This is a genomic window from Streptomyces sp. KPB2, assembly GCF_003950055.1.
GTDB lineage: Bacteria > Actinomycetota > Actinomycetes > Streptomycetales > Streptomycetaceae > Streptomyces > Streptomyces salinarius.
In genome coordinates, this window is record NZ_CP034353.1 from 1,971,304 (window position 1) to 1,991,592 (window position 20,289).

A 20,289-nucleotide genomic window follows, 5' to 3' on the forward strand; every position below is an offset into this window, starting at 1 on the left:
GAGGGAGTTGAGCGCCCATAACGTAGATGGTCTGGACCAATGCGTCAACAGGACGGATCGTCGGGCAGGGGCAGCAGGATGCGGAACGTGCAGCCCTGGCCGGGGGCGGTGTCGAGGGTGATGCGGCCGGCGTGTGCGGTGACGAGGGCGTGCGCGATGGAGAGACCGAGGCCGGAACCGCCGGTGGCCCGGGTACGGGAGTCGTCGGTGCGGTAGAAGCGGTCGAAGACGTGGGCGCGTTCGGTGGCGGTGAGGCCGGGGCCCTGGTCGGCGACCTCCAGGACGGCGTCGGTGCCCTCGGTGCCGACGCCGATGCGCAGGGGGGTGCCGGGAGGGGTGTGGGTGACGGCGTTGCCGATGAGGTTGGTGACGACCTGGCGCAGCCGGGCCTCGTCGGCGTGGGCGGGGGCGGTGACCGGTTTCCCGCCCCCGGGTCCGGTCAGGGTCACCGGGCGGGTGCTGTCGAGGGCGCGTACGTCGCGCAGGGCGTCGGCGGCGAGGGTGCGCAGGTCCATGGGGGCGAGGTCGAGGGCGAGGGCGGGTGCCCGGGCGGTGTCCGGGCCGCTGCCCGTGGTCACGGCGTCCTCGTCGAGGCGGGCGAGGAGGAACATCTCCTCGACTAGCCGGGTGAGGCGTTCGGACTCGGCCGCGATCCGGGTCATGGTCCGGTCGACGTCCTCGCGGGTGGGCGTGGCGCCCATGCGGTGCAGGTCGGTGTAGCCCTTGATGCCGACGAGCGGCGTACGCAGTTCGTGGCTGGCGTCGGCGAAGAAGCGCCGGGTTCTCGCCTCGGCCTCGGTGCGGGCCCGGAAGGCGGTGTCGATCCGGTCGAGCATCTGATTGATGCAGGTGGTCAGGCGTCCCACCTCGGTGTGCGCGGCGGCGGGTCGCGGGACGCGGTGGGAGTAGTCGCCGGAGGTGATCGCGGTCGCGGTCTCCTCGATCCGGGTGAGGGGCCGCAGTCCGGAGCGCACGGCGAACCAGCCGGCCACACCCAGGACGACGAGCAGGGCGACGCCCGCGGTCAGGGAGAGGTTCCGGGTCTTGGCGATCGTGCGGTCGACCTCCTCCATCGAGGTGGCCACGACCACGGATCCGCCGGCCCCGGAGGCTTCCGGCGGAAAGACCTGCGCGGGCTGGGTCAGGGCGACGACCCGCCAGTCGTGCTCGCCGTCGCGGGCGGGCACGGTGAAGGGCCGGCCGCCGTGGGAGACGACGGCCGCGCGGTCCAGCCGGGGCGTGTCGGGCCCGCCGCCCGAGGGCTCGGTGGTGGCGTCGAACCTCCTGCGAGCGCCGCCGTCGTCGTCGACGTACGTCACCGTGGTGTCGCCGAGCACGCTGAGGGCACGCACGCTCGGCGGGGTCTCGGTGCCGGACGCGGGCGGACTCAGTCTGGCGGCGATCTGTCCGGTCAGGGCGAGCCGGTCGTCGACCCGGTCCTGGAGGTAGCCGTGCAGGGCGGTGGTGACGAGCAGACCGGTGCCGAGCAGACCTACGGCGACCAGGGCGACGGACAGGCACAGCAGGCGGGTGCGCAGCGACGTCCGGCCCGGCCACGCCGTGATCGGCACCGCACGGAGCCGCTTCACGGACGGGGCTCGCGGACGACGTAGCCGACGCCGCGGACGGTGTGGATGAGCCTGGGCCCGTCGGCGTCGGCGGGGTCGACCTTGCGGCGCAGATAGCTGATGTAGGTGTCGACGATGCTCGGGTCGCCGCCGAAGTCGTACTCCCAGACGCTGTCCAGGATCTGGCTCTTGGTCATGGTCCGTCCGGCGTTGGCGACCAGGAAGTGCAGCAGGCGGAACTCGGTCGGGGACAGCCGCACGGTCCGGCCGGCCCGGGTGACGTGGTGGCTGTCGGGTTCGAGGTGCAGGTCGCCGACGGTGAGGCGGGCCGGTGTCTCGCCCCGGGTACGGCGGAGCACGGCGTGGATGCGCGCGATCAGTTCCTCCAGGTCGAAGGGTTTGGTGACGTAGTCGTCGCCGCCCAGGCGCAGTCCGTGCAGGCGGTCCCGGCGGTCCTCGCGCGCGGTGACGAAGAGGACCGGGACGTCGCCGCCCCGGCCCGGGCGCGGGGAACGGGGCTGGGCGCGCAGGCGGCGGATCACCTCGAAGCCGTCCATGTCCGGGAGCATGACGTCGAGCAGCACGAGATCGGGGGTGCGCAGGGCGGCCAGGTCGAGGGCCTCCCGGCCGGTGGCGGCGGCGTCGACGTCGAACCCGGCGTAGCGCAGGGCGGTGCGCAGCAGTTCCCGGACGGTGGGCTCGTCGTCCACGACCAGCAGGTGGTCCGTGCGGCCTGCGGGGCGCGAGGGGGGTGTCGGTGCCGCCATGGTCGTGGTTCGCCTTCTCGGGATGTCTTCTCGGGATCTTCCGGTCCCCGGGATGTCCTCTCGGGAGTGCACCAGGAGATCACACGGTGCTCAGGAGGCCGAGTCGGACGTGAGGGCGCGACGTCGGGGTGCGGGCGGGCCGGCGGCCGTCCCCGCCGCGGCTTCGCGGCGCCGTGCCCGTCGCCCGTGCAGGCGGCTTCCGGCGTACCCGGCGAGGGCGGCCACGACGAACGCGGTGAGGGCGGACAGCCGGGGGCTCGTGTCGAGCCCGGCGCCGAGGCCGCCCATCTCCCGGCCCATGAGGCTGATGCCGATCCGGAGCGAGCCGCGCGCCAGGAACGGGAGCACGAACGTCGCGGCGCCGACCGCGAGGCCCATGCGCAGGGCGGTGTCGGCGTGGCGGTCCAGGAGGGAGTCGGCGTCCTGCCGCGGGGTGCGGGCCGGGGTGCGGGCGGCGGCGACGTATCCGACGGGCAGCAGCAGGAGCAGCGTGAGCAGCAGTCCGATCACCCACAGCGGCACGCCCGCGCCCGCCCAGTGGCCGAGGTCCACGGACCGGTCCGCGTCCGCCGTGCCGCCCTGCTGCTGCCCGCCGCCGAGCATGCCGAGCATCCCGCCGCCCTCGGGCCGCAGCCGCTGCGTCGCGGCCTCCCAGGAGGTGCCGGTTCCGGCGGTGAGCACCGCGGCGATCAGGTTGGGGCCGGCGAGCAGCAGCACACCGGCGGCCTCGGCGGCCCGCTCCCGGCCGGCCGGCGCGGCGGCACCGGCGAGGACCGCGACGGACAGGACGGCGCAGCACAGGACGATGCCGGCCCCGGTCAGGGCGGACAGGACGGCGTTCCACTTCAGCCGGAGCCCGCTCAGCGCGAGGGGCCGCGGCAGTGTCGTCCGGCGGGCGGCGAGGCAGCCGGCCGCGAGGACGGCGGCCACTCCCAGGACGCCGAGGAAGGTGGTGGCGACGACGTCGGTCCGGAAGCCGACCGAGGACAGCCCGGAAGCGAGGCCCCCGCCGCCACCGCCACCCCCGCCACCGAATCCTCCGAACCCGCCGAACCCGCCCGCGCCGCCCGACCCGGCGCGTTCGCCCATCCGGTCCTTCACGCTCTGCGGCAGCCGGGCGGTGCCCGTCGCCAGGAGGGCGCACACCGGCAGGGCCACGGCCGAGGTCACCAGGGCGCCGCCGCACCGCGCCCACAGCATCGCCGGGGCGGGCCGGGCCCGGCGGCGCAGCGGCCGGAAGAACCCGGCCGCCAGCACGGCCGTACCCAGAAAGGTCGGCGTCAGGGGTGTCAGCGCCGCCTGGCCGGCCAACGCGATGCTCAGACCGCCCTCGCCCGCGCCGAGCAGCCCGGCGAGCCCTCCTCCGCCGCCCGCGGAGGCGCCGGGCTCGGCGGCCGACTCCAGGGTGACGCCGCCGCCGACGGCCGTGCTCACCAGTGTCGGGACCAGCCGGGAGACCGGTGCGACGCCGTCGGCACCCAGGAGGGTCAGTGCGGCCCAGGCGGTGGCGGCCATGGTGCCGAGAGCGGCCACGACGGCGAGGGCGCCTTCGAGGACGTGCCGCCAGGCCGGCGGGGAGGCCGGACGGGGCCGGGGAGTCGCTGCGGGCATGGGGAGGCTCCTGTGTACGGGGGTGGGGTCGGGAGGTCAGTTGCCGGAGAAGTGGCCCGCGGCGGCCCCGACGGCTTCACCGCCGACCTCGGCCTCGCCCCCGTGCGCTCCCCGTTCCAGCCGCTCGCCCTCGCTGTCGAGGTCGGGCACGAGCCGGTCCAGCCACCGGGGCAGCCGCCAGGCGCTCCGGCCCAGCAGGGCGAGGACGGCGGGGACGAGCGTCATCCGTACGACGAAGGCGTCGAAGAGGACGGCGGCGGCGAGTCCGAAGCCGATCGTCCTGAGGATCTGCTCCTCGGATCCGAGGAACGCGGCGAACACCGAGACCATGACCACGGCGGCGGCGGTCACCACCCGCGCGCTGTGCTCGAACCCGCTGACCACCGACTCCTTCGGCGACCGCCCGTGGACGTACGCCTCGCGCATCCGGGTCACCAGGAACACCTCGTAGTCCATGGCCAGGCCGAAGACGACGCCGACCATGAAGATCGGCATGATCGACACGATCGGCCCCGGCTCCGTCACCCCGAGCACGGAGCCCAGCCGGCCCCACTGGAAGACCGCGACCACCGCGCCGAGCCCGGCCAGCACCGACAGCAGGAATCCGAGAGCGGCCTTGAGCGGGACGAGCAGGGACCGGAAGACGGCGATGAGCAGCAGGAACGCCAGCCCGACGACCAGCGCCAGATACGGCGCGAGCGCGTCGGACAGCTTCTGCGAGACGTCCGCGTTCATCGCGGTCGTGCCGGTGACGAGCACCCGGGCTTCGCTCGCCCGTTCCAGCTCCGGGTCGCGCAGCGCGTGGACGAGGCCGGCGGTCTCGGTGCTGCCGGGCGACGCGGCCGGTACGACGTTGAGTACGGCGGTGTCGCCGGAGGCGCTGAGCCGGGGCGGGCCGACGGCGTCGACGTCGTCGCGGCCGTCGATCCGCCCGGCGACCTCCTCGGCGGCCCGTGCGGCGCTGTCGCCACCCGTGTCGCCACCGTCGGCCTGGACGACCACGGTGAGCGGGCCGTTGTAGCCCGGCCCGAAACCGTCGGCGATCAGGTCGTAGGCGCGGCGCTGGGTCGTGGAGAGGGGCTTGCTGTCGTCGCCGGGCAAACCCATCTCCAGGGACGCGGCGGGCAGTGCGATCACGCCGAGCAGCGCGGCCCCGCCGAGGAGCACGGCGAGCGGACGGCGGACGACGAACCGGGCCCAGCGCACACCCATGGCCGGGCGCGCGACGCGGTCGGTCCGCCGCGCGCGGCGCCGCGGACGGGCGGGGCCGATCCGCCGGCCGCAGAAACCGAGCAGCGCGGGGACGAGGGTGACGGCGATCAGGACGGCGAGGACGACGGTGCCGGCCGCGGCGAGTCCCATCTGCGTCAGCATCGGGATGCCCACCACGGACAGACCGGCCAGTGCGATGACCACGGTGAGCCCGGCGAACACGACCGCCGAACCCGCGGTACCCACGGCGTGCCCCGCCGCCCGGGCACCGTCCCGGCCGCGCGCCAGTTCGGCCCGGTAGCGCGAGACGACGAACAGGGCGTAGTCGATGCCCACGGCCAGTCCGATCATCACCGCGAGACTGGTCGTCGTGGCGCCCAGGCCCAGCGGTGCGGCGAGCACCTTGATGGCGAGTGCGCCGACGCCGACGCCGAGCAGCGCGGTCAGCAGCGGGAGACCGGCCGCGAGCAGCGAGCCGAAGGTGACGACGAGCACCACGGCGGCCACCGCGAGCCCGACGGCCTCCGACGAGTGCCCGACCGCCATGGCACCGACGGCGTTGCCGCCCGCCTCGACGGAAAGCCCGGGGGACGCGGCCCGCTCGACGGTCTCCTGCAACGCGGTCCGGGAGTCCTCCTCCAGCTCGGCGGCGGACACCGCGTAGGAGACCTGTGCGTAGGCGGTGGAGCCGTCCTCGCTCACGGACCGGGTGGCGAAGGGGTCCGTGACCCGTACGACCTGCGGTCCCTCCCCGAGGGCGCGCACCGTGTCCTCGATCGCGCCGCGCGTCCCGGCATCGGTGACCTTGCCGTCCTCGGCGCGGAAGACGACCCGGGCGGCGGCCCCGTCGGCGTTCAGTTCGGGAAAGCTCTTCTCCAGCAGGTCGTAGGCCTGTTGTGCCTCGGTGCCGGGCATGGAGAAGTCGTTCGGCGGTGCGGCGGGCGCGCGCCCGGCCAGCACCGCCGCCCCCACGAGCAGGGCCAGCCACAACAGCGCGACCAGCCGGCGCCGCCGGAAGGAGAACCGGCCGAGCCGGGAGAGGAGTGTCGCCACGGAAAGGGCTCCAAGTCGGGTCGAGGCTCACAGAAGATCCGAGCCGGACGCTGTCAGCCCTCCCTGGCCGGACCCGGAGAGTTCCTGGGAGGTTTCTGAGAGCCCCGGGGAGCCGTCCCGGACCGCTACGCGGAGGAAACGGGCATAGCCGTCACCGGCGCGGCCGCATTCTCAGGAACCTCGCACTCCGCCACCCACCGTCCGGCCCGGCCTCCGCGGGCGCGGCTCATCGACCGCTGAGCGCGCGCAGCCGTTCGTTGCGCTGCTCCAGGGCCTCGGCCGTGGTCGGGAACAGGGTGCCGCCGCCCGCGCCGACCCGGTCCTGAGTGCGGGTCACGAGGTCGCGCGCCCCGCGCTCGTACGCGGCGAAGCCCGCCGTGTGGTCCGCGTCGGCCAGGGCACCGGCGAGGCGGTACGCGCCGATGAGGGCGAGGCTGGTGCCCTGGCCGGTGAGGAACGAGGGCGCGTGCGCGGCGTCGCCCACCAGCGCCACCCGGCCGCTGGACCAGCGGGGCATGCGGATCTGGCTCACCGCGTCGAAGAACAGGTCGTCCGCGTCGTCCAGGGCCGCCAGGATGTCCGGGACCTTCCATCCGGCGTTGGCGAACACCTCGGCGACCAGCTCCCGTTGGGCCCGCGGGTCGCCAAAGGCGTCGTAAGGCGGGTGGGGGCGGGCGAAGTCGAGGAAGGCGTGCACCTCGTCGTCGTCCCCGACGGCGTAGAGCGCGGCGGTCCTGCCCGGAGTGTTCCACATGACCGTCTCGTGGGAGAGGCCCAGGCTGTTGGGCATGGTGAACACGGCGAAGCAGTGGCCGAGGTACCGGTGGAACCGCTCCTCGGGGCCGAACACCAGCTCCCTGGTGCGCGAGTGCATGCCGTCCGCTCCGAAGACCAGGTCGAAGGTACGGCTGCCGCCGCCGCGGAAGGTGACGTCGACGCCGTGCCCGGACTGGTCGAGGGTGGCGACGGAGTCGTCGAACAGGAACTCCACGTCGTCCCGGACCGCCGTGTACAGCGCGTCGGTCAGGTCTCCGCGCCGCACCTCCAGGTCCCGCCCCGTGGCACCGCCGGTGACGGCGTGCGGGTGCAGGGAGGTGATCTCGCCGCCGTCCGCGTCGAGGAAGGTGAGGCGGCGCAGGTCGATGTGCGCGTCCCGCAGTCGCGGCAGGAGCCCCATCCGCTCCACCACGTCGAGGGCGGGGCCGCGTACGTCGATGGGGTAGCCGCCGCTGCGGATCGTGCGGGCCTTCTCGACGACGGTGACGGCGTATCCGTGGCGGTTGAGCCAGTGGGCCAGGGTGGGTCCGGCGATGCTGGCCCCGGAGACGAGGGCCGTGGGCGCGGGCTTGCTACGGGGCGTGGGGCGAGGCGTGGTGCGGGTCATGCGGTGACTCCCTTGCGCAGGGTGCGGGTGACGAACAGGGCCAGCGAGGTGACGACGCCGGCGAGGACGAATCCGGTGACGTAGGCCGATTCGGCGGCGACCTCCGAGCCGGAGGGGGTGGCGGCGGTGAGGAGCGCGCCGCCGAGCTGGCCGCCCACGGCGTAGCCGAGGACGCGGCTCACCAGGATCAGGCTGGTGGCGATGCCGGTGTCGTTGCGGTCGACGGCGGTGGCGGTGCTGGTCATCATCGCCGTGACGCACAGCCCGTTGGCCAGCGCGATCAGCGCCTTGCCGACGACGAGGTGCCAGACCTCGCTGTGCACGGCCGCCAGGGCGACCAGGGCGACGGCCATCATGACGACGCCGGTGGTGACGACGGCCCGGGAGCCGAAACGCCGGTCCCCCATGCCGCCGAGCGGTCCGGCCACCGTCGCGGCGACGGCGCCGGGCAGCAGGAAGAAGCCGATCTCGGTGGCGCTCGCCCCGAAGCCGTAGCCGTCGCCGCGCTCGTCGAGCAGCTGGGGGACGAGATAGACCGCCATCGCGGTGCCGAGGCAGATCACGAAGGTCAGTACGCAGGCCTTCCAGATCGCGGGCCGGGCCAGCATGCGCAGGTCGATCACGGGCGAGGCGGCACGCCGCTCCACCCGCACCCAGCCGGTGACGAACGCGGCCAGGACCAGCACGAGGGCGACGAGCACGAGCGGCTGGGAGGCCGCTTCGGGGGCCAGCGCGAGGACGAGCATGAGCGTGACCAGCATCCCGCTCAGGAGCAGCAGTCCGGGCCAGTCGATCCCCGCGCCGTCCGCCCGGCCCGGCGGATCGGCCGGCATCAGCCTGTTCACCAGCAGGGTGGCCCCGACGACCGCGATGGTCGGAAGGGCGAACATCCAGTGCCGGGAGAGCTGTTCGGCCACCGGCCCGGCCGACAGCATGCCGACCATGCCGCCCCCGACGAACAGGCCGCTGACCACGCCGATGGCCACCTTGGACTCGCCCGCGGGGAGGTGTTTGCGGACCACGATGAACGACAGGGGCAGCGCGCCGATCATCGCGCCCTGCAGCACCTGACCGAGCAGCAGCACGGGCAGGTTGGGCGCCAGGGCGGACACCGTGCCGCCGACCGAGACCACGGCCATCAGGCGGATCAGGACCTTCTTCCCGCCGTAGCGGTCGCCGAACTTGCCCGCGAGCGGGGTGACGAGCGCGCCGGTGATGAGCAGGACGATGCTGAGCAGCGCCCCCTCGGACTGGCTCATGTCCAGTTCCCGTTCCAGAAGCGGGATCGTCGGCGACACCACCGACTCCAGGGCGCCGGCGGACAGCGCCAGCAGGCCGAGGGCCCCGACCGCGGCCTTCCCGATGCGGGCCGGTGGCGCGAGGGTGGTCGTGGTCATGAGCGACCGGCCGCGCTCGCACCGGCCGGCTCACCGGTGTCGTGCGCTTCCTGCGATTGCTGCGCTTGCTGCTCCAGGTGCTCTAGGTGTTCTAGGTGCTCCAGCTGTCGGGTCGTCATCTCTGCCTCCTTGTCCGTGTGGGAGCCGTCCGCGGGTGGTACGGCGGTCCCTGGGCGACGGGAGGCAGAGTGCGGTGACGCCCGCGCGCCGGGCGTCATACCCGGGAGCCAAGGTGGAGGTACTACCGGGGTAGGGGGTGGGGACAGCGACCGGGTCGGTCAGAGGCAGGCGCCGGTCAGAGGCAGGCGCCGATCCGCAGGAAGGCCTGGAGGAGCGGAGCGGCCGGTACGGCCGGGGAGACGACCTGGGAGCCGAAGTGGACGGCGACCATGTCGAGGCCGGGCGAGACGAGCAGCCGCTGGCCGTGGATGCCGCTGGCCAGGTAGGAGCCGTAGGGGTCGTTCGGAATCCACCACAGGTCGTGGTAGGAGAGGGTGGCCGGTGAGTCGGGCGGCGCGGCGGGGAACCGCACCCGGCGGGGGTACCCGTCGGGGACACCGCTGGTGATCGTCGTCGCCACCTCCTCGGGCACGACCTGACGGTCGCCGACGGCGCCGCCGCAGCGCAGCATCTCGCCGAGGCGGGCGACGTCGCGCGCCGTGGCGCTGAAACCGCCGCAGGCCGCCTCTACGCCCTCGCCGTCGAGGATGTAGTAGGCGTCCTCCTCGGCGCCGATCTTCGACCAGATCATCTCGCCGAGCAGTGCGGCGGTGGTGAGTCCCGTGACCCGGCGCAGCACCTCGGCCAGCGCCTCGACGTTGCCGTTCTCGTAGCGGAAGCCGGTGCCCGGTCGCCCGGTGGCACGGGCGGTCAGGAGGTGTTCGCGGATGGTGGTGGGCCCGTTGTAGCCGGACGGCCGCAACTGCGGGGCGATGACGGCGTGGTAGCGCTGGGCCTCCATCGCCTTGTCGAAGGGCCGGCCCGCGTAGCCGACCTCGGTGCCCATGTGCAGCAGGTCCTGGACGGTGGCGTCGCCGAAGGCGGTCCCCGCGAGTTCGGGGACGTAGCCGTGGACGGGGGCCGACCGGTCCAGGAGTCCCTGGTGGGCCAGGGTCGCCGCCATCAGACCGAGGTAGGACTTGGCAGCGGAGGCGTTGAAGTGCGGGGTGTGCGCCTCGGTGCCGTGCCGGTAGGTCTCGTGGACGACCGCGCCCCGGTGCAGCACGAGGAACGCGTCCGTCTCGGCGGCGGCGAACAGGTCCTCCAGCTTGGTGGTGGTGCCACCGAGTTCGATGTCCAGCGCGTGCAGATCGGCGGGGCGCTCGGGCAGCTCACGGGCGGGCTCCGGGCCGCGCCACACGCGGCGGCTGGGGGCCAGTTCACGGCCGGCGGACGTGAAGCGGCGGATCCAGGCGGGGTCCGTGTAGCCGCGGGTCCAGCGGAGATCACCGAGCCGCGTCGTGTCGTTCATGGACAACTCTCCCACTCCAGGGTCTTGAACAATGACGCCGCTAACGTACAACCTGTTCGACATCGGGGGACAGAGTCCTTCCGCCAGAGCCGCAGGAGAGCCCCATGGTCGAACCGTCCACACCCGCGCCACCCCGCGAGCCCGCCGCCACGGCACCACCGCGGCCGGTGTTCGACCGCCGACGTGCCTGGCTGATCACCGCGTTGATCGTGGCGTTCATGCTGATCAACTACGCGGACAAGTCCGTCCTGGGCCTGGCGGCCGTGCCGATCATGGACGAGCTGGGGATCAGCAACAGCACGTACGGGATGATCTCCAGCTCGTTCGCCCTGCTGTTCAGCCTCTCCGGGCTGATCGTCGGCTTCGTCTCGGCGCGCGTCTCCAGCCGGGTCCTGCTCTTCACGATGGCCGTCGTCTGGGCGGTCGCCCAACTGCCCGTGCTGATCGTGGCGTCGGTGCCGGCGCTGGTGGCCGGGCGGGTACTGCTCGGGGCGGCGGAGGGGCCCGCGGCCTCGATGTCGATGCACGCCCTGTACAAGTGGTTCCCGGCGAATCTGCGCGGCCTCCCGTCAGCGCTGCAGATCAGCGGTGCCGCGCTGGGCACGCTGTTCGCGGCGCCGGTCGTGACCTGGCTGATCACCGGTTTCGGCTGGCGCTCCGCCTTCCTGGTGCTCGCGGTGACGAGCGTGGTGTGGAGCCTGGTCTGGTGGAGGGTGGGGCACGACGGCCCCTACGGCGAGGACCGCGTACCGGGCGCCCGCGACGACGCTTCGCGAGATCGCGACCGGGACCGGGACCGGGACCGGGACCGCGACCGGGATCGGAATCGGGATCGGAACGGCGGTGGCGACGGGGACGGCGGCGGCAACCCGGACCGCGACGGCGACCGGGGCCGCGAGCGCGCCCGCGCCCTCGCCCCCGCGCCGCGGGAGCGGCTGCCGTACCGGCGCCTGTTGCTGAACGGCACGGTCCTCGGCAGCATCGCCGGGGCGTTCGGCGCCTCCTGGGCGCTGGCGTTGAGCCACGCCTGGCTGCCCGTCTACCTGCGCACGCAGCTCGATCTGACGCCGGGCGCCGCCGCCGGGCTGATCAGCGCGATCTCCGGGTTCAGCCTGGTGCTGCTGCTGTCGGTGCCGCCGCTGGTGGACCGGCTCCGCCGCCGCGGCCGTTCCGCCCGGTGGTCGACCGGCGCCCCGCAGGGGATCGCGGTGATCCTGGCGGCCGTGGCCATGGCGACCTTTCCCTTCGTCGACGGGACGGCGCCCCATCTCGTCCTGCTCGCCCTGGCGTTCGGCGGCCACGCCATCGTCTTCCCGCTGCACTACATGACCGCTTCCGCCGTGGTCCCGCCGCTGCAGCGCGGGGCGGTCTTCGGCGTCGTCGCCGCGACCGGCACCCTGCCGGGCCTCGTCGCCCCCTATCTGACCGGGCGCCTGCTGGACTCGGCGGACTCCGCCGGCACCGGTTACACCCACGCCTTCCTGCTGTCCGCCGCCGTCATGCTGGTCTGCGGGCTTCTCGCGCTGGCCGCCATCCGACCGGAACGGGACGCGCGACGGCTGGGCCCGGCCGTCCCGGCAGAGGGCCCCCGGGCAAACGCCCCTCAGGCGGACGGCTCGAAGCCGCTGGCCCAGTAGCGTCCGCGCATCGCCAGGTCGAGCAGCATCCGCACGACCTCCTCCGCGGGCAGGGACGGCGTCTCCTGCTCCACCCACCAGCGCAGTACGCCGAGCTGTTCGCCCACCCAGACCCGGGCGAGCAGCTCGGGGTCGATGCGCGGCTCCACGGCGTTGCGCTCCGCGCGGGCGCGGAACTCCTCGGCGGTGACGCGCGCGCAGGCGTCGGCGAACATCTGGAGCGGCTTTCCGTCGCCCTCGCCGCGCAGCACGATCCGGTACAGGTCGCGCTCCTCGCGCGCGTGCCGCAGCATCTCCAGGACCGGCTTGCCCGTGAAGCCGACCGCGCTGTCGGCCATGGCCGGGGCCAGCCGCTCGGCGAGCCCGGCCAGCAGGTCGTCCGTCACGCGGGCGAACAGGTCCTCCTTGTCCCGGAAGTGGGCGTAGAAGGTCGCGCGGGCCACGTCCGCCCGCTCGGTGATGTCCTCCACGGTCAGCGCCGTGAAACCGCGTTCCAGGACCAGTTCGACCAGAGCGGTCCCCAGGGCACGGCGCGACCGCCTCGTCCGTCTGTCCTCGGCCATGGGCCCTCCTCGATCGTCCCGCCCGGTGCGGTGCCCAGTGTAGGAGACTCTTGACACTCGACCAGTTAATGAACAACCTGTCTGTAATTGATCTGACTGTCGACTTCTGCCGACTCCCACCGCCCTGTACCCCGCCTACGGAAGCAGCCCCATGAACCTCGGCACCTACCTGACGCGCAGCGCCCGCTACTGGCCCAAGGCCCCGGCCCTCGTGTGCGGCGACCGCTCCTGGACCTTCGCGGAACTGGACGGTTCGACCGGCCGCCTGGCCTCCGCCCTCCGCGCCCGTGGCCTGCGCCCCGGCGACGCGGTGGCCTCGCTCGCCTGGAACCGCGGCGAGCTGGTGGAGGTGGAGTTCGCTCTGTACAAGGCCGGGTTGACGCGCGCACCGATCAACGCACGCCTCGGCCGCGGCGAGATCGAGCACATCCTGCGCTACGCCCCGGTCCGCGCCCTGGTCTTCGACGCCGCCCACCGCGAGGACGCCCTGGCCGCCATCGCCGCGGCCGACACCGGCTGCCTGCCCGTCCCGCTGGACGCCCCCTCGGAACCGGGCCCCGCCGAGGTCCCGTACCCGACGCTCGTCCAAGAGGGCGACGAGGAACCGGACTTGGTGGAGGTGGGCGAGGACCAGCCGTGTGTCCTGAACTTCACCTCCGGCTCCACGGGGTCGCTGAAGGCCGCGGTGCAGACCGTCGGCAACCGGCTCGCCAACATGCGCAAACTGCTGATGTCCGACGAGTCCCGCCCCCGCCCCGGCACCCGCTATCTCGCCTGCGGCCCCATCACCCACGCCACCGGAATGGGCCTGCTGGCCGGCGTGTTCGGCGGCTCGACGACGTACGTCCTGCCGGCCTGGAGCCCGAAGAGCTTCCTGGAGACGGTCGAGCGGGAGCGCATCACGGCCACCTTCCTCGTGCCGGCCATGGTGAACACGGTGCTCGCCCACCCGGGGGCCGCCGACCACGACCTCTCCTCGCTCACCAGCGTGCGCGTCGGCGGCGCGCCCATCTCGCCCCAGCGCCTGCGCGACGCGGTCGAGTTCTTCGGGCCCGTGGTCGCCCAGGGCTACGGCCTCGGCGAGACGACCAGCGTGGTCGCGGGCCTGAGCGGCGCGGAGATCGCCCGCGCGGTGCAGGAGGACGCGGAGCTGCTCCAGTCCTGCGGCCGGGCCACGTACGACACCGAGGTGCGCGTCGTCGACGAGGCGGGCCGCGAACTGGCACCGCGCGAGGTCGGCGAGGTCATCGTGCGCGGACCCGACTGCGTACGGGAGTACTGGCGGGAGCCGGAGCTGTCGGCCGAGACGTTCCGCGACGGCTGGGTGCACACCGGGGACCTGGCGTGGATGCGGGAGGACGGCTATCTCTTCCTCGTCGACCGCAAGAAGGACATGATCATCTCGGGCGGCTTCAACATCTACTGCACCGAGGTCGAGGCCGCGCTCTACGAGCACCCCGCCGTCCAGGAGGCCTGCGTCGTGGGCGTCCCGGACGAGCAGTGGGGCGAGGCCGTCAAGGCCGTCGTCGTCCGCCGGGCCGGGAGCGAGGTCGCCGCGGCGGAGCTGATCGCCTTCTGCGCCGACCGTCTGGACCGCTTCAAGAAACCGCGCTCGGTCGACTTCACGACCGGACTCCCCCACAACCGCAACGGCAAGCTCGACCGCAGGGCCGTCCGCGAACCGTACTGGGCCGACGCCACCCGCCGCGTCAACTGATCCACCTCTCACAGGAGTTACGCAGTGACCTTCTCCCTCCACCCCGCCTACGACGACCCGCGCACCGCCGAACTGGTCGAGCGCCTGCGCGACTACCTGGACGGCGAGCTGGCCGACTACGAGCGCGAACGCGGCATCACCCACGCCACCCGCCTCACCCGCGCCGACCTCGAACCGGTCTGGCGGCGCAGCCGCGAACTGGGCTTCTACGGCATCCACCTGCCCGAGGAGTACGGCGGCCAGGACCTCACGTACACCCAACTGGCCGCCCTCAAGGAGGAGGTGGGAGCCTCCGGACGCGTCCTGTCGCACTGCGTCCTCGGCGACATGGGCGGGCCGCTGCGCGCCGGCGACATCCTCAAGCACGCCACGGAGCGGCAGTTGAACACCTATCTGCTGCCGCTGATCCGCGGCGAGCGGGCCTGCTGCTTCTCCCTCACCGAGACCGACGCGGGATCCGACGTCCGTTCCATGCGCACCGTCGCCGTACGCGACACCGGCGACGGTCGCGACGGCTACCGGCTGACCGGTCACAAGGTCTTCTCCTCCGCGGGCCCCTTCGCGGACTTCGCGATCGTCGTGGCCCGGATGGCCGGGACCGGGGAACGGGAGGGCGACAAGCCCCGGTTCTCCGCCTTCCTCGTGGACCTCGACAGCCCCGGCTGCCGCGTCGAGGACGGCGCGACGCCGATGTCCGGCGAGCACATCGAGAGCGACGTCGTCCTTCAGGACTGCTACGTCCCCGCCGCGAACCTCCTCGGCGAGGAGGGCGCCGGCATGCGCATCGCCCTCGGCCGCGTCACCACCAACCGCCTGCTGCACTGCCCCACCGTGCTGGGCGCCACCCGCCGTGCCCTCCGGCTCACCCTGGACCGGACCCGCACCCGTCAGGTCGCCGGGCAGCCCCTGCTCATGCTCCAGGCGATCCAGCACAAGGTCGCCGACATGGCCACCGAGCTGTACGCCGCGCGCTCCATGACCTACGCCGCGCTCGCCGCCCTCGACCAGGGCCGCGAGGTCCCCGCCGAGGCCTTCATGTGCAAGCTGTTCGTCGCCGAGTCCGCCTTCCGGATCCTCGACCAGGCCGTGCAGATCCACGGCAAGGAGGGGCTCACGCAGGGCAACGAGATCGAGTACCTGTTCCGCAAGATCCGTATGTTCCGCGTGCTCACCGGAACGTCCGAGATCCAGCGCAACGGCATCGCGAAGGTCCTCGCCTTCCAGCACTGATCCGGCAGAGGGGGTGCGTGCCGACTTCACACGCCGACCGCGCGGTCCCGATGAGACCGCCGACCACGCAACGAGGGTGCGGATGTGACACTGGGCGGGTGGTCGTACGGTTCCTGACCGCGGCCGGTGTCCGGTGTGCCTCGTCCGCGCCCTGCTGACCTCGGTGCGGCTCGGCGGGTCACCGGCGTCGTACTGATCGGATGCGGACTGAAGGTCGCCACGACCCGCCCTGAGCGGCCCAGCGGACGGGATAGGAGAGCCCGATGACGAACGACGGCGCCCCGGTGCTCGACGACCCGGTGGGTCAGTCGCTCGGCGCCCGGCACGCGCCTCTCGCACGCCGTCTCGGCCGGGCCGCCACCTACCTCCCGGACGTGGCGACCTTCTCCAGCGTGTCCACCGACCCCGGCGCGGAGGACTGGGCCGACCTGGCCAAGTTGCTCGGCCCCGGCGCCTTCGCCGACATGTTCGGCTGCCCGGCCCTTCCCCCGCCGGAGTGGGAGCCCGTCTTCAGCCTCGAAGGCCGCCAGATGATCTGGCCCGGCACCACCCGCCCCGGCTGCCGACCGGGCCCGGAGCCCGGCGGGGGCGTGACCGAGCTGGGCGCGGACAGCGTGCCCGAGATGCTCGACCTCGTCGCGCGGACCGAACCGGGGCCCTTCTGGCCACGCACCCACGAACTGGGCACCTACCTGGGCGTCCGGGTGAACGGCACCCTGGTGGCGATGGCCGGGGAACGCCTGCGCCCCCCGGGTTGGACCGAGATCAGCGCCGTCTGTACGGCTCCCGAAGCCCGCGGGCAGGGCCACGCCGCCCGCCTGATCAGCGCACTCGCCGCCCGCATCCTGGCGCGCGGCGAGCGCCCCTTCCTCCACGTCGCCGAGGCCAACACCGGCGCGATCATGCTCTACGAACGGCTCGGCTTCCGAACCCGGCGGCCGGTGACCTTCCGGGGCTTCCGCACCCCCTGAGGCGTCGCGCGGGACGGCGTCGAGGAGGGGGAAGGTGTCACGGTCGTCCCCCGCCTCATCCCCGGCCTCGGATCAGCGCCCAGGTCACCTCAGTGAGCTCGGCCATGCTCATGCCGTTCTCGCCCTCGAACTCGCCGCGCACCCACCGGCCGACGACGGCCAGCAGGGCCCCGCTCAGGAAGTGCGCGCGCACCAGGAGCGCCGTCTCGTCGCACGCGTCCGGGGATGCCTCGGCCAGCAGCTGCTCGAACCACGCCTGCGCCAGGCGCTGTTCGAGGCGGGCGGCGAAACGCGGGCTGCCGTCCTCGCCGAGCATCCGGCGGTAGACGGCGCGGTGCTTGTCGACCTGGGCGAAGAGACCCACCAGGTGCACCGGTGCGGTGTCGGGCAGCGTGTGCGTGTCCGAGATCAGCCGGCAGGCGCGCGCCGCCTCGACCACGCCGTCCATCGTCGACTCGGTGGCGTCGAGGAGCAGATCCTCACGGTCCTTGTAGTGCAGGTAGACCGTGGCCCGGTTCACCTCCGCGCGCTCGGCGATGTCGCCCATGGTGATGCCGTCCAGGTCCTTCTCCATCGAGAGGTCCAGGACCGCGGAGCGCAGCAGCGCCCTGGTCCGCCGGGCGCGGGGGTCGCGCGACGCGCCCCGGGTGTTCGAGGTGTTGGGCATGGGGCCACGGTTCCACAACACACGACAGGTGTACAACACCTGTCTGTTAAACGACATGCGTCGCGCATCCGGCGAGAACCCGAACCGCGCCGGGCCGCGCGTACCAAGCGGTCCTGAGCGGCCGGTCCGGGACACCGGCACCACCTGGAATGCCGTTCACCCGGCCTTCCCGTACTCGGGGTTCATCGCGGCGGCGATCCGCAGATGCCGCGCCGCCGACTCGACCTCTCCCCGTCGCTCCAGGGTGCGGCCCAGCAGCAACCGGGCGTACGCGTCGTCCGGGTTCTCCGCCACCAGCTTCTCCAGCCCGCCCTGTGCCCGGGACAGCTGCGCCGAGTGGTAGTGGGCACGTGCGGCGAGCATCCGTACGCCCCGCTCCTCGGGGTACTCCGCCATCAGGGACCCAGCAGCGTCAGACAGCCCAGCGGATCGCCCTTGTCGAGCAGCGCCTCGGCCATCCGCAGCCGTTCGACCTCGGCCGGCACCTCGCGCCGCGGCTCGGCCACGGCGCGTGCCACGAACCCCGCGATCACCTCGGGCGCGTGCGCCCCGGCCAGCGCCTCCCCACCGATCACCAGGGTCGGCGACGTCGTCACCCCGATCGCCTTGCCGCGCAGCAGGGTCTCCCGTACGTACCCCTCGCCCCCGCCCTCGTCCAGCAGCCGGGCACCCTCACGGAACCCGGCGGCGGAGGCGACCTCGTGGAGTGTCTCCGTCCGGCTGATGTCCCGGCGCTCCACGAAGTGGGCGCGCAACACCCCCTCCAGCACGGCGTCCTGAAGGGCCGCCCCGCCCTGCTCGTACGCCAGGGCGAGCAGCCGGTGCGCGTCATGGCTCGAAGCCCGCCATGCCGCTCCCCACCGCGGGCCCAGTCCCTCGGCGGCCGCGATCTCCGAGACCCTGACCCGGTTCTCGGCCGCGCTCGTCCCGGGCGCGCACCCCTGCAACGCCGCGTCCACCACGGGGTCCCGCAACACCTCCTCCAGCGACTGCGCCCGCGCCGGTGCCATCGGGTCGATCCGGAACGGCCGCCACACCACCTCGACGGGCTCGCCCTCCCATCCTTCGAGCGCCCGCGCCAGGCGCCGCTTGCCGATGTACGCCCAGGCGCAGACCACGTCGGCCCACACTTCGATGTGCCTCATGCCCCCAAGTTATGCAACACGTGTCGTTTATTCAACACACGTCGAACACGCGGCCCGAAGGAGCTCGGCCACGTGCCCCTGAGGCGGCGGTGCCGGTCAGCCGGTGGAACCGGCCCCGCCGCGCATCGGAAGGGTCAGCGCCGCAGGGTGAGGACCCCCGGCCGCCACGGCAGTTGGTTGTAGGGTCCGCCCGCGTTCGGGGACTTGCCCTGGTAGAGGAACTGCAGGTTGCAGGGGTCGATGGTCATGGTCTGGTCGGGGTTTTCGCGGACCAGGTCGCCGTGGCTGATGTCGTTGGTCCAGGTGGCGCCGCTGTTGGCCTTACCCGCGAAGGGGTTGCTCTCGCTCGCGGCCTGCGGGGTCCACGAGCCGTTCAGGCTGGAGGCCGTGAAGGAGCGGAAGTAGCGCCCGTTCGCGCCCATCGCCTCGACGATCATGAGGTACTGGTTCTGGCCCTTGACCTTGTAGACCTGTACGGCCTCGAAGAGATTGGCCTTCGTGTCGCTCATGACGGTCGTGTACGACGAGCCGAAGTTGCCCGGGAAGTTCCCGATCGGCATGCTCGCCCGGTAGATCTTGCCGTTGTCACCGGCGAAGAACAGGTACATGTTCTGGCCGTCGGCGATCAGCGTCTGGTCGATCGGTCCGGTGTCCGAGCCGGAGATGCTCCCGGTGAACAGCGGTTGCGGCGCGGACCAGCCGTTGGGGTTGGTGGGGTCGCTGGACGTGCGGTAGATGAAGGGCCACGCACCCCACTGGTACGCCAGCACCCAGATGTTCTTGGGCGCGAAGTAGAACAGCGTGGGCGCCACCGCGGCCTGGTTCATCCCGGTCTGGCCGGCCGATGCCATGTCCGACCAGTTCGTGAAGGGGCTGAACATCATCGAACCGTAGGAGGACCCCGACACGTTCGAGGCGTAGACCAGGTGCTTGCCGTTGTGCGTGACGGTGGTGAAGTCCTTCACCGCGGCCCACCCGTTCGCCGGCTGGGCGAGCACACCCGTCGACGACCACTGGTACGACGACGGCAGGGCGCACGAGCCGTCCGTCGGCGGCGTCCCGGTCAGTCCGGTCCACTTCTGGTTGCTGCCGCCGTTGCACGTCCCGATCTGCACCGCCGTGCCGTTGGCCGTGCCGGCGCCCGCGGCCTCCAGGCACAGCCCGGACTCCGTCCCGACGACCGTGCCGTCGGAGTTCACCCGCCACTGCTGGTTCGCACCGCCGGAGCAGGACCAGATCTGCACCCGCGTACCGGGCACGGTGGCGTGGCCCGGAACGTCCAGGCACTTGTTGCCGTACACGGTCAGCTGGTTGGCGTCCGTCGAGGTCCACTGCTGGTTGGTCCCGCCCCAGCAGTCGTACATCTGCAGGAGCGCGCCGTCGGTCTGGCTGCCGCCCACCACGTCGAGACACCGGTTGGAGCCGACGCCGCGCAGGGCACCGCTGGAGGCCGCCTGGGCGGGGGCGGCAACGAGCGTCGCCGCCAACGCGGCCAGAGCCGCGACCACGGCGGCGAGCACCGCGGACGTACGTCCGCGACTGGATCTTCTACCTCTGCGCATGGGATCTCCCTTGCCATGGAGCGACACAGTATGTTCGCGATATCGAACAGCGGTCGGAGTGTCGAGCGGTCCGCATCCTAGAGAGCCGTCGTGCGCCGTCAATACCTCTCGCATGTATCGCCCTGCGCCGCGAAACATTTCCGGCCGCCTTGACGCGCGATACCGCACAATGCCGGAACGCGGCGCCACTCGAAGGTACGTACAGGGCGAGCCGCGCCACCATCGACGACCGGCGAAACTTTCGCACAAAAACGGAAACTTTCTTCGCCCGAGGTATTGACCGGGCATCGTCAAAACCCCAATCATCCCTGTCTGGGAAACCGGCCGCAGATCG

At 72.8% G+C, this 20,289-nt stretch carries 16 protein-coding genes; 4 read left to right on the forward strand and 12 right to left on the reverse strand.

The features are described 5' to 3' along the window. Window positions 1-44: 44 nt before the first annotated feature. The 7 genes from D1J63_RS08490 to D1J63_RS08520 all read right to left on the reverse strand — a co-directional run bounded on the left by D1J63_RS08490 (window position 45) and on the right by D1J63_RS08520 (window position 10,463). Complete coding sequence (locus D1J63_RS08490; RefSeq protein WP_125628430.1) at window positions 45-1,589, reverse strand: HAMP domain-containing sensor histidine kinase; 1,545 nt, start codon at window positions 1,587-1,589, stop codon at window positions 45-47. Further along, window positions 1,586-2,335 (reverse strand): response regulator transcription factor, encoded by a 750-nt coding sequence (locus tag D1J63_RS08495; RefSeq protein WP_125628431.1) that lies wholly within the window; start codon window positions 2,333-2,335, stop codon window positions 1,586-1,588. The genes D1J63_RS08490 and D1J63_RS08495 overlap by 4 nt, the downstream gene beginning before the upstream one ends. Window positions 2,336-2,425: 90 nt before the next feature. Further along, a complete protein-coding gene (locus D1J63_RS36690) occupies window positions 2,426-3,946 on the reverse strand; it encodes a streptophobe family protein (protein WP_164712769.1) in 1,521 nt (506 codons plus the stop codon). A gap of 36 nt (window positions 3,947-3,982) precedes the next feature. Continuing rightward, window positions 3,983-6,211 carry an MMPL family transporter gene (locus D1J63_RS08505; protein WP_125628432.1) on the reverse strand — a complete coding sequence of 743 codons (2,229 nt, stop codon included), beginning with the start codon at window positions 6,209-6,211 and terminating at the stop codon, window positions 3,983-3,985. Between the two features lie 226 nt (window positions 6,212-6,437). Then, window positions 6,438-7,595, reverse strand: coding sequence for an FAD-dependent monooxygenase (locus D1J63_RS08510; RefSeq protein ID WP_125628433.1), 1,158 nt, complete (start codon window positions 7,593-7,595; stop codon window positions 6,438-6,440). Then, a complete protein-coding gene (locus D1J63_RS08515) occupies window positions 7,592-8,992 on the reverse strand; it encodes an MFS transporter (protein ID WP_125628434.1) in 1,401 nt (466 codons plus the stop codon). The genes D1J63_RS08510 and D1J63_RS08515 overlap by 4 nt, the downstream gene beginning before the upstream one ends. Before the next feature lie 295 nt (window positions 8,993-9,287). Beyond that, window positions 9,288-10,463, reverse strand: coding sequence for a serine hydrolase (locus D1J63_RS08520; RefSeq protein WP_125628435.1), 1,176 nt, complete (start codon window positions 10,461-10,463; stop codon window positions 9,288-9,290). Window positions 10,464-10,567: 104 nt separating this feature from the next. Here D1J63_RS08520 and D1J63_RS08525 point away from each other — a divergent pair, with 104 nt between their 5' ends. Next, window positions 10,568-12,100 carry an MFS transporter gene (locus D1J63_RS08525; protein ID WP_125628436.1) on the forward strand — a complete coding sequence of 511 codons (1,533 nt, stop codon included), beginning with the start codon at window positions 10,568-10,570 and terminating at the stop codon, window positions 12,098-12,100. Here the strand turns inward: D1J63_RS08525 and D1J63_RS08530 are convergent. Further along, a complete protein-coding gene (locus D1J63_RS08530) occupies window positions 12,067-12,663 on the reverse strand; it encodes a TetR/AcrR family transcriptional regulator (protein WP_125628437.1) in 597 nt (198 codons plus the stop codon). The two genes, D1J63_RS08525 and D1J63_RS08530, sit on opposite strands and share 34 nt — an antisense overlap. A gap of 151 nt (window positions 12,664-12,814) precedes the next feature. Here D1J63_RS08530 and D1J63_RS08535 point away from each other — a divergent pair, with 151 nt between their 5' ends. The 3 genes from D1J63_RS08535 to D1J63_RS08545 all read left to right on the forward strand — a co-directional run bounded on the left by D1J63_RS08535 (window position 12,815) and on the right by D1J63_RS08545 (window position 16,581). Continuing rightward, entirely contained in the window at window positions 12,815-14,380 is a 1,566-nt protein-coding gene (locus D1J63_RS08535) for an AMP-binding protein (protein WP_125628438.1), read from the forward strand. Between the two features lie 24 nt (window positions 14,381-14,404). After that, on the forward strand, window positions 14,405-15,610 hold the full coding sequence (locus D1J63_RS08540; protein ID WP_125628439.1) for an acyl-CoA dehydrogenase: 1,206 nt from the start codon (window positions 14,405-14,407) through the stop codon (window positions 15,608-15,610). Window positions 15,611-15,873: 263 nt separating this feature from the next. Then, entirely contained in the window at window positions 15,874-16,581 is a 708-nt protein-coding gene (locus D1J63_RS08545; protein ID WP_125628440.1) for a GNAT family N-acetyltransferase, read from the forward strand. Between the two features lie 55 nt (window positions 16,582-16,636). Here D1J63_RS08545 and D1J63_RS08550 read toward each other — a convergent pair whose 3' ends face one another. The 4 genes from D1J63_RS08550 to D1J63_RS08560 all read right to left on the reverse strand — a co-directional run bounded on the left by D1J63_RS08550 (window position 16,637) and on the right by D1J63_RS08560 (window position 19,955). Continuing rightward, a complete protein-coding gene (locus D1J63_RS08550) occupies window positions 16,637-17,248 on the reverse strand; it encodes a TetR/AcrR family transcriptional regulator (RefSeq protein ID WP_164712770.1) in 612 nt (203 codons plus the stop codon). Between the two features lie 156 nt (window positions 17,249-17,404). Then, on the reverse strand, window positions 17,405-17,644 hold the full coding sequence (locus D1J63_RS37080) for a tetratricopeptide repeat protein (protein ID WP_241235535.1): 240 nt from the start codon (window positions 17,642-17,644) through the stop codon (window positions 17,405-17,407). Continuing rightward, window positions 17,644-18,393 (reverse strand): DsbA family protein, encoded by a 750-nt coding sequence (locus D1J63_RS08555; protein ID WP_241235536.1) that lies wholly within the window; start codon window positions 18,391-18,393, stop codon window positions 17,644-17,646. Before D1J63_RS08555 ends, D1J63_RS37080 begins: the two co-directional genes overlap by 1 nt. A gap of 134 nt (window positions 18,394-18,527) precedes the next feature. Continuing rightward, on the reverse strand, window positions 18,528-19,955 hold the full coding sequence (locus D1J63_RS08560) for a non-reducing end alpha-L-arabinofuranosidase family hydrolase (protein WP_125628442.1): 1,428 nt from the start codon (window positions 19,953-19,955) through the stop codon (window positions 18,528-18,530). Window positions 19,956-20,289 lie beyond the last annotated feature (334 nt).